The sequence below is a fragment of the Blautia sp. ZXY-1-C6 genome, from assembly GCF_056339875.1.
Genome location: NZ_JBWJVQ010000280.1, coordinates 1 through 8,084, shown reverse-complemented (window position 1 = coordinate 8,084; position 8,084 = coordinate 1). Strand labels below are relative to the sequence as shown.

The following is an 8,084-nucleotide window of genomic DNA, read 5'->3' as shown; positions in this document are numbered from 1 at the left end:
CCACTTCGCTCCACAGAATAGTAACTGGGCTCCGTATAATCATAATCATTGTCACTCCACATTCTTACCTTTGTGGCCTTATAACGCACATCAGCATCAACATCCCCGTCAAAAAGCCAGAACGGAACATACAGCCCCTTAATCTCATCAATATGATTTTCCCTGCGAAATGCTTTTGGCAAAAATGTTCTTCCCTTAATATGCCTGTAATATGCTTCTTTTGCCGCTTTCTTATCCAATTTGAACGGAATCACCGAGATCCGGCCTTAATGCACCTTTAAACTTCTCTGTCATAATTACGGGATTTCCACAATACGGACAATTTGATGCTCCTGTATTCTCATCTGCGATAATCTCACCACCACAGGACTGACAGGTATAGACATTCATTCCATCTGTCTCACCTTCCTGCCATTCTCCACCGGCATCTGTCTGCCATCCTGACAGATCATCCTGCTGTCCGGCTTCACGCTCCATCTGCGCATCCAGTTCTTTTAATGTCTCAAGTTCAAATTCTGTATCACAGTATGGACACTTCATTTTCTGGGACTCACTGTCGGGTCCCATTGCACCGCCACAGGCAGGGCATTTATATTCTCTCAGATCAGACATAGACATTTTCTCCCCCTGCTGTATTTTACTGTCTTGGCTTTCCACATTCTGCACAGAACTTTCCTGTATTTACCGCACCACAGCTACATGTCCACTTTCCGGTCGGTCTTGGGCTTCCGCATTCAGAACAGAATTTACCGGTATTTACTGCGCCGCAGCTGCATATCCACTCTTCCCGCTGCGGTTTCGGTTTACCACATTCAGAGCAGAATTTTCCTGTATTCTCTGCACCACATTCACATTTCCATGTTCCTGCCCCGGATGCCGGCTGCATATTCTGTGCTGCCTGTTGCTGTGCTGCCTGCTGCTGTGCCCCCATCTGATAGAGATTCTGCATATTCGCTCCACCTGCCTGGCCTGCCATGCCCATTCCCATAAATCCGGTCATAGCACCTGCAGTGTTGGAGGCTGCTGATTTCATTGCATCTGCCTGAGCACCGGCAAGTGTCGCTGCTGCCATAGTCGGATCTCTGAGAATGGCATTCTTCTGTGCATCTTTGATAAGCTGTGCATCCTCTTCCGGAAGAGTCACAGGATTCATGGCAATGGAAACAACCGCAAGACCTCTGGTCTGCTGCCATTTTTTCGTAAGGGCTTCATTCATGGCATCGCATAATTCCAGAACATGTCCCGGAATGGCACTTGGACGGATCTGAAGTTCTGAGATTTTTGCAAATGCAGGCTGAAGAGCACTTACAAATTCTGTCTTTAACTGAACTTCAATTTCTTCTCTGTCATACTGCTGTTCAACATTTCCGCACACATTTGTATAAAACAGGAGCGGATCGACAATCTTATAAGAATATACTCCATTACAGCGCACAGATACATCTATGTCAAGACCGATATTTCTGTCAACTACCCGGAATGGGATTGGATTTGCTGTTCCGAATTTATTATCTACCAGTTCTTTTGTATTAAAATAATAAACCCTCTGGTCTTTGCCTGTATCGCCGCCAAATGTAAAACGCTTCTTTACTGTATCAAAAGTCCTGTGGATCCCCTCTCCCAGACTTCCGGCAAAAATACTTGGTTCTGTGGATGCATCATAGGTAAACTGTCCGGGTTCTGCACAAACCTCCACAACCTTTCCCTGTTCTACGATGATCATACACTGACCATCTGCAACAGCAATTCCGGAACCGCTTGAAATAATATTATCACTGCCTTTTTTGTTGGAAGAACGTCCGCCTACTCTCTTCTCACCCTTTACAACCAGAACATCTTTATCTATTGCATCGCAGTAAAAAAACTCCTTCCACTGATCTGCCATTGTTCCGCCAAATGCACCGGCTGCTGCTTTGATCAATCCCATAATTTATATCTCCTTCCTGATTACATATTATTTTATACATATTTCTTACAGATATTTTCTACCCATATTTCCTGTTAGTGTGCCGACAAGTTGATTTCTCGAACAATCTTGCGTCTAAATTTCTTATTTTGCGGGTAATTGTGTGTTTTTTTTACAATATAATATTTTTACAGTTACAAATTGATATTTATAAGTTCATCATATCATACATTTTCCGAATTGTCATGCGCAAAAACTCCTCTTTTCTGTCATTTTGCAACATATGAGCACATAAATCGCTGCAGTCCACTCCACAGTAACTATAATGCGACGCGCAGTTATTCAAGAGTTCATGAATAGCAATATACACTTACAATGTATGAAATCTATAAATTCTTTTTTATTTTCAGTATATTTTGTCCGTCTGCATATTCATATGAAACTTCATCCATCATTTCCTTAACCAGAAAAATTCCAAGCCCCCCGATTTTTCTTTTTTCTATATCCAGAGTAACATCCGGATCTTTATTTTCTAATGGATTATAAGGAATGCCTTTGTCTATAAACGTCAGTTCCAGTCTTTCAGGAAAATTCTTTATTTCAACCTGTACAGTTGCCTCTCCAGTTTTTGGCGTATAAGCATAATAGGCAATATTGCCAAATATCTCATCTATCGCAATATCTATCTCCATCTGTACTTTTGCAGAACATCCATTTGTTTCCAGTATGGAATTTACAAAATCTGTAATTACCGCTATATTCTCTATTTTTGCTTCTTCTGTAATACTTTTCAAATCCACCTCTCCTTCCTTCATTCAGTTCAGATAGATAGAATCCTCCTTTTCGCTGTGCAGTTCTGTATCTTTACAGCCACAGTCATTCGATTGACAGTATGTCTGCAAATCCCGTAATATCGAATACATCCTGTATGATATCACTCACATGAATCAATTTCATAGTTCCTTTTACATTCATAAATTTCTGCATTTTCAGAATAACACGCAGGCCGGCTGATGAAATATATTCAAGCCCTGTAAAATCCAATACAAGTTCCTGAGTATTGAGCAACTCTTTCTCGGCAAAAGTATCCAATTCAGGTGCAGTTGCTGTATCTAATCTCCCGGTCAAAAATACTGTATCTTTTGTTCCTTCATTTTTCTTTTCAATTTTCAGACTCATTTTCTCTCTCCTTTTTCAGATAATGTCAAATTTCTGTTCTGTCAGCATCTTCTGCCTCCATCTGTATATTCACTCTATCCACCCTGATATCTGCAAATTGCTCCATTACTGAACAACTCCCATATTTATCATATTCATTGTAACATAAACAGGAGATGAATGCATCATCTCCTGTCTATTATTTATCTGTATTTTTTACGTTACTGTGCAGATATGCACAATTCTACGCTTTCATCTCGGTAACTGAATTACCGAGGATTCCCGCTTATTTTCCTAAAATATTTCCAAATAAAAAGGACTGCCCATTTGTACACTGGCAGTCCCTAAAACAATTCTTACTTATTCTATTATACTAATGCAGCACCTAAAGCTTTGCAAGCATCTGTAGCTTCATCATCTGGCTCTTCCTGGCAGATCACGCTGTCGCATACAAGATTTGCACCTGCTTCTTTACAGGACTCTTCCCAGTTACGCATCCATTCGCCGTCTCCCCATCCATAAGAACCAAACAGAGCGATATTCTTGCCTTTCAGGGCACCTTTGCATCCGTCAAACATTGGCTCGAATTCTGTATCTTCGAGAACTTCATCTCCCATTGCAGGGCATCCGAAGGCGATTGCATCATATTCAGCAACTTTAGAACCGTCAAAATCCTCACAGGTATGAAGAACAGCTTCGCCGCCTTTTTCCCTGATTCCGTCTGCAACTGCGTTTGCCATTGCTTCTGTGTTTCCTGTGCTGCTCCAATATACAACTGCTACTTTACTCATGATTAAAATCCTCCTTAAATTTGCTCTGCCTTTTTCTTTGCCGCAAAGCCATGATTTATATTATAATAAAAAGTCATACGGCTTTTCTATTATACTGATTCTTAAACGAACTCTCCATCCCTGCTATATTACTGTATATAGCTTCTTCCTTACGCTGCCACCGTCAGCTGACGTACAGTTCTTCCCTGATTCCAGAGACGTACATACACGCTGGTACATTTCTTAAATCTGGCAAAAGCCTTTATTGCCTCACATTCATTGCAGTAAACCTTCCAACAACCTACACATTTACAGTTCTGCCCTGCATTCTTGATAAATCCGATCACATCTCCCAGCGGATATCCCAGAAATAATCCGATTTCATGAGGAAAATCTTCTCTCTGGGCCAGGCGGCTTCTCAGTCTCTCAAGTGCATATGCAGGATCTGTACTCTCATACCCATACTTCTTTATGAAATTCGCAACACCAGGTTTCTTCAGATCTCTTTCAAGGCTTGAGAACCGGCAGACATAAATCAGCGCCTTTTTCTCACTCCTGCGAAGTACTGTGAGGGAAACGCCTTTTTCTCTTACACATTCATTAAAGCCTTCTACGCTTTTCCATAATTCTTCCTCAGATTCATATTTATATGTAAAAAGATTTCCGGTTTTAATAGATGCTAATGTAGGTGAACAATGTTCGATCACAGATTTCTCCAACATGTTATGATCCCTTTCTCAATGGCAAAATATTAGTTAGGCCACACTAACTATCTATCAAAAAATAAAGCTTTACGAAACATTTTATTGCTTTTGTTTGCTGCAAAGCTTGAATTACTGCTGTAAAAAGACCTTCAACAGATCGTTCAGCAGTTCGAGTTATTTATGTCTAACTTCATAACTTAATATATACTATCTCTGGTATTCTGTCAAGTTAATTTTGTATAACTTTTTTTAGTAACTGCCTTTTTTAACCGAATCAAGTAAGTCCCCGGGGTCGGTTGCAAAAAACAATAAGCAATGGGTAGGGACTTGCTTGTATCAGGAGGAGTGACAACTCCTTCTGATACACTGTGAAACAGTTATTCGATGTAGCGCCGCATAGCAAAGCGGATGATTTTATCCGCTTGACCATAAAATCTCATCCTTCTATACAGATCGTACTTCCAACTCCATCTTCTGTCCGTTTCTTTGTTACTATGATCTTCTTATCAATACGTTCTTTCAGCTCTGCTACATGGGAAACAATCCCCACCAGTCTGCTTCCCTGACTGAGATCCTTCAATGCGCGGATTGCCTGATCAAGGGCATCTTCATCCAGAGATCCGAAACCTTCATCCACAAACATGGTATCAAGCTGGATTCCGCCGGAGCTTGACTGAATTTCATCGGAAAGTCCCAGTGCCAGAGACAGAGATGCCTGAAATGTTTCTCCGCCTGATAAGGTCTTGACACTTCGAACAGTTCCATTGTAATGGTCTACTACATCCAGTTCCAGACCGGTTTTCCCTACCCTGCTCTTGTTTTCTTTTCTGCGAACTAACTCGTACTGACCGCTGCTCATGGTCATCAGACGGATATTGGCACGCGCAAGAATGCGGTCAAAATACTGCATCTGGATGTAAGTTTCCAGCATGATCCTTGCCTTACCCGTGATCGTACCATTGGCAGTGTCTGAGAGAGATTTCATCCACTTCCAGCGGGTTTCCGTTTTAAGAAGTTCTGTCTGCTGTCTGCGGATTTTTTCATACATGTCACTGTTGATTTCCAGGCGGGCATGGACCTCATCACGATTTTCTGAAAGTGATTTCTTTTGCTGTGCAAAGTTTTCTTTCTGAGCATTCAGTTCCTCAGCTGAAATACTTATGGATTCTTTTAACTGTTCTGTCAGAGATGCAATTACCGAATCCAGTTCTGTCATTCTCTTTTCTAATACTTCTCTCGCTTCTGTTACTGTTTTATAATGTATTTCAAGCTTCTTTTGTTCCTCAGTCTTAAGCTGGATCTGAGACAGGATTTCTTCCTTTGTCCTTTCACCCAGCTCTTTTTCCATATTCTCTCTCTGCTTCTGCAGCTGCTCATATCTGGATTTCTCTGCTGCTGTCTGCTGCTGATTCTGATTGATCTGGTCTGTGATCGTTGTGAGTTCTGTCTGAGTCTTACCAATCTGCATCTCCAGAAGTTTTCTCTGTTCCAGAAGTGCTGTCAGATCCTTTTGTTTCTGTCCCAGAATATTTTGCTGCTGTTTCAGCCATTCTGCTGCTCTCTTTCCCTGCAGCAAAGCCTGTGATACATTACAGATTTCCTTTTGATACACTATTTCACCGCTGTGATCCTGTGACAGTTCCGGATCAGTTTTCATTCTCTGTCTTATATCTTCTTCATGGATCCGATGTCAGTACAGGTCCGTCCAATTGATTCTGCAGCTGTTCCTGAATACTTTCCAGCTGGCTCTTCCTCTTTTCAAGACTGATCTGTAATTTCTGAAATTCTTTTGCATGTTGTTCTGACTGTGTGATGAACTCTTCCTTTTTCTTCAGTAAATCCTGATGAACTTTTTTCTGTTTTTTGATTTCTTCCAATCCTGTCTGTACACTGCTTTCCTGATTTTTTACAAATAAACATAATTCATGATCAGGAAATTCCTTTCGAAGTATCTCTTGTGTCTCCTCTTCTGGCAGAAACTGCGCTATATAACCTTTAACCCCTTCTGTCAGTTCTTCCCTGCAGCGCTGCATCAGTCCTGCTGCCTCTCCTGCCTGCACACTTGCGTCAGATGCCGCTTTTTCCGCAGCTTCTGTTAACTTTTTCTGTTTTTTCAGCTGTTCTTCTGTGGGAACTTCATTCGGAATCTGTGTGAGCTTCGGATGATGAACAGAACCACATACCGGACATGGCATCCCATCCTGAAGATCTGCTGCCAGAATACCCGCCTGTGCATCCAGATAGGCCTGCTCCATTTTGTTTAAAATTTCTTTTATTTCTGCCCGTTTCTGAGAAGCGGTCAGATAAGCCTTCTTTTTGCTTTCTGCTTTCTTTTCCAGATCCTGATACCGTTTCTGCTGATCTTCTATTTTCTGTATCTGCTGCAAACGTACGACCAGGCTGTTCTCTTTGATTTCCAGATTCCCACCGGAAACAATTTTCTCTTCCAGATCAGCCAAATCCTTTTTTATCTGTTTCGCAAATTGTTCTTCCTGTTCAGACTGTATTTTCAGTTCACTGATTTTTGTCTGAAGAAACTCAAGATTTCCGCAGTTCTTATAAATTCCTGCATAAAGAGTATCTATTTTCTCTTTCCGGAAATCTGTTTCTGCTTTTTCTTTTTCTGCACCGTCTGTTGTCTGATATTCTTTTTGTTTTTCTTCAAGAACAATTTTCTTTTCTTTCTGACGATTCTGCAGTGCAATACTGTCTGTTTCCAATTTTTCAATCTGTTTTGAGACATTTTCTATTTCTCTGAGCAGATTTTCCAGATTTGTATAACGCTTCAGATTCTCTTTTTCTTTCTGTATGGAAAGTATCAGGCGTTGGATCTCCTCTGGTTCCTTTGCCCCATTTTCTGCATCTTTTTGTGCCTGTTCCAACTGTGGAAGCAATACTTCTTTCTCTTGCAGAAGTTGTTCCTTCCTTGCCTTTGCATCTGCTTCTTTATGAGCCTTTCCCAAAAGCTGATTTACTTTTTCAAGTTCTGTATCATTCTCTTTGATCTGCTTATTTACAGCTTTCAAGTTATCCTTATCTGCCTTCAGAAACTGCTCCAGAATTTCCAGACCTTCTTCCAGATTTCCTTCAAAGCCATTCTTCTCCATCAATAACCACTGTTGTCCCAACTGATTTTCTGTAGAATATCTGACCTGTTCCGTATACTGACGGATACTTCTCAGCAGCTCTTTATATGCTTTGTCCAGACCGCCGGCTTCGAATTTTAATTTTTCCTGAATTACCTTATAAATATCCGTATGGAAAAGCTTTCTGAAAATATTGCTGCGTTCCTCTGTATCAGCCAACAGTAATTTTCTGAAATCTCCCTGTGCAATCATGGCGATCTGTGTAAACTGCTTCATATCCAGTCCGATCAGCTCAGTAACCGCCTGATTCACTTCCTTTAGCTTTGTCACAGGAGCTCTTCCATCAGAAAAAGTAAGCAACGCCTCCCCCTTCTGGGTGGTCATTCCGGTACCTCTGGTCTTTGGGCGCTCATAATCCGGGCTTCGCTTCACTGTATACACTGCATCTTTATATTCAAAA

At 41.2% G+C, this 8,084-nt stretch carries 7 protein-coding genes and 2 pseudogenes; all 9 read right to left on the bottom strand.

What is annotated here, in order from left to right; translation table 11 throughout:
• Positions 1-182: pseudogene (locus AC075J_RS17740) on the bottom strand (hypothetical protein); the annotation flags it as partial.
• A 49-nt stretch (positions 183-231) separates the two neighbouring features.
• Positions 232-612, bottom strand: a complete 381-nt coding sequence (locus AC075J_RS17735; RefSeq protein WP_476390563.1) for a TFIIB-type zinc ribbon-containing protein — start codon at positions 610-612, stop codon at positions 232-234.
• 25 nt (positions 613-637) lie between these two features.
• Positions 638-1,927 (bottom strand): SPFH domain-containing protein, encoded by a 1,290-nt coding sequence (locus AC075J_RS17730; RefSeq protein ID WP_008703546.1) that lies wholly within the window; start codon positions 1,925-1,927, stop codon positions 638-640.
• A gap of 365 nt (positions 1,928-2,292) precedes the next feature.
• Positions 2,293-2,706 carry an ATP-binding protein gene (locus tag AC075J_RS17725; protein WP_334301121.1) on the bottom strand — a complete coding sequence of 138 codons (414 nt, stop codon included), beginning with the start codon at positions 2,704-2,706 and terminating at the stop codon, positions 2,293-2,295.
• Between the two features lie 76 nt (positions 2,707-2,782).
• On the bottom strand, positions 2,783-3,085 hold the full coding sequence (locus AC075J_RS17720) for an STAS domain-containing protein (RefSeq protein ID WP_022381312.1): 303 nt from the start codon (positions 3,083-3,085) through the stop codon (positions 2,783-2,785).
• Between the two features lie 347 nt (positions 3,086-3,432).
• Positions 3,433-3,855: a flavodoxin gene (locus AC075J_RS17715; protein WP_022381341.1), complete on the bottom strand. Its 423-nt coding sequence runs from the start codon at positions 3,853-3,855 to the stop codon at positions 3,433-3,435.
• 149 nt (positions 3,856-4,004) lie between these two features.
• A complete protein-coding gene (locus AC075J_RS17710) occupies positions 4,005-4,556 on the bottom strand; it encodes a DUF3793 family protein (protein WP_055060011.1) in 552 nt (183 codons plus the stop codon).
• Positions 4,557-4,974: 418 nt separating this feature from the next.
• Positions 4,975-6,195, bottom strand: coding sequence for an SbcC/MukB-like Walker B domain-containing protein (locus tag AC075J_RS17705; RefSeq protein ID WP_476390562.1), 1,221 nt, complete (start codon positions 6,193-6,195; stop codon positions 4,975-4,977).
• Between the two features lie 19 nt (positions 6,196-6,214).
• Positions 6,215-8,084: pseudogene (locus AC075J_RS17700) on the bottom strand (AAA family ATPase); the annotation flags it as partial.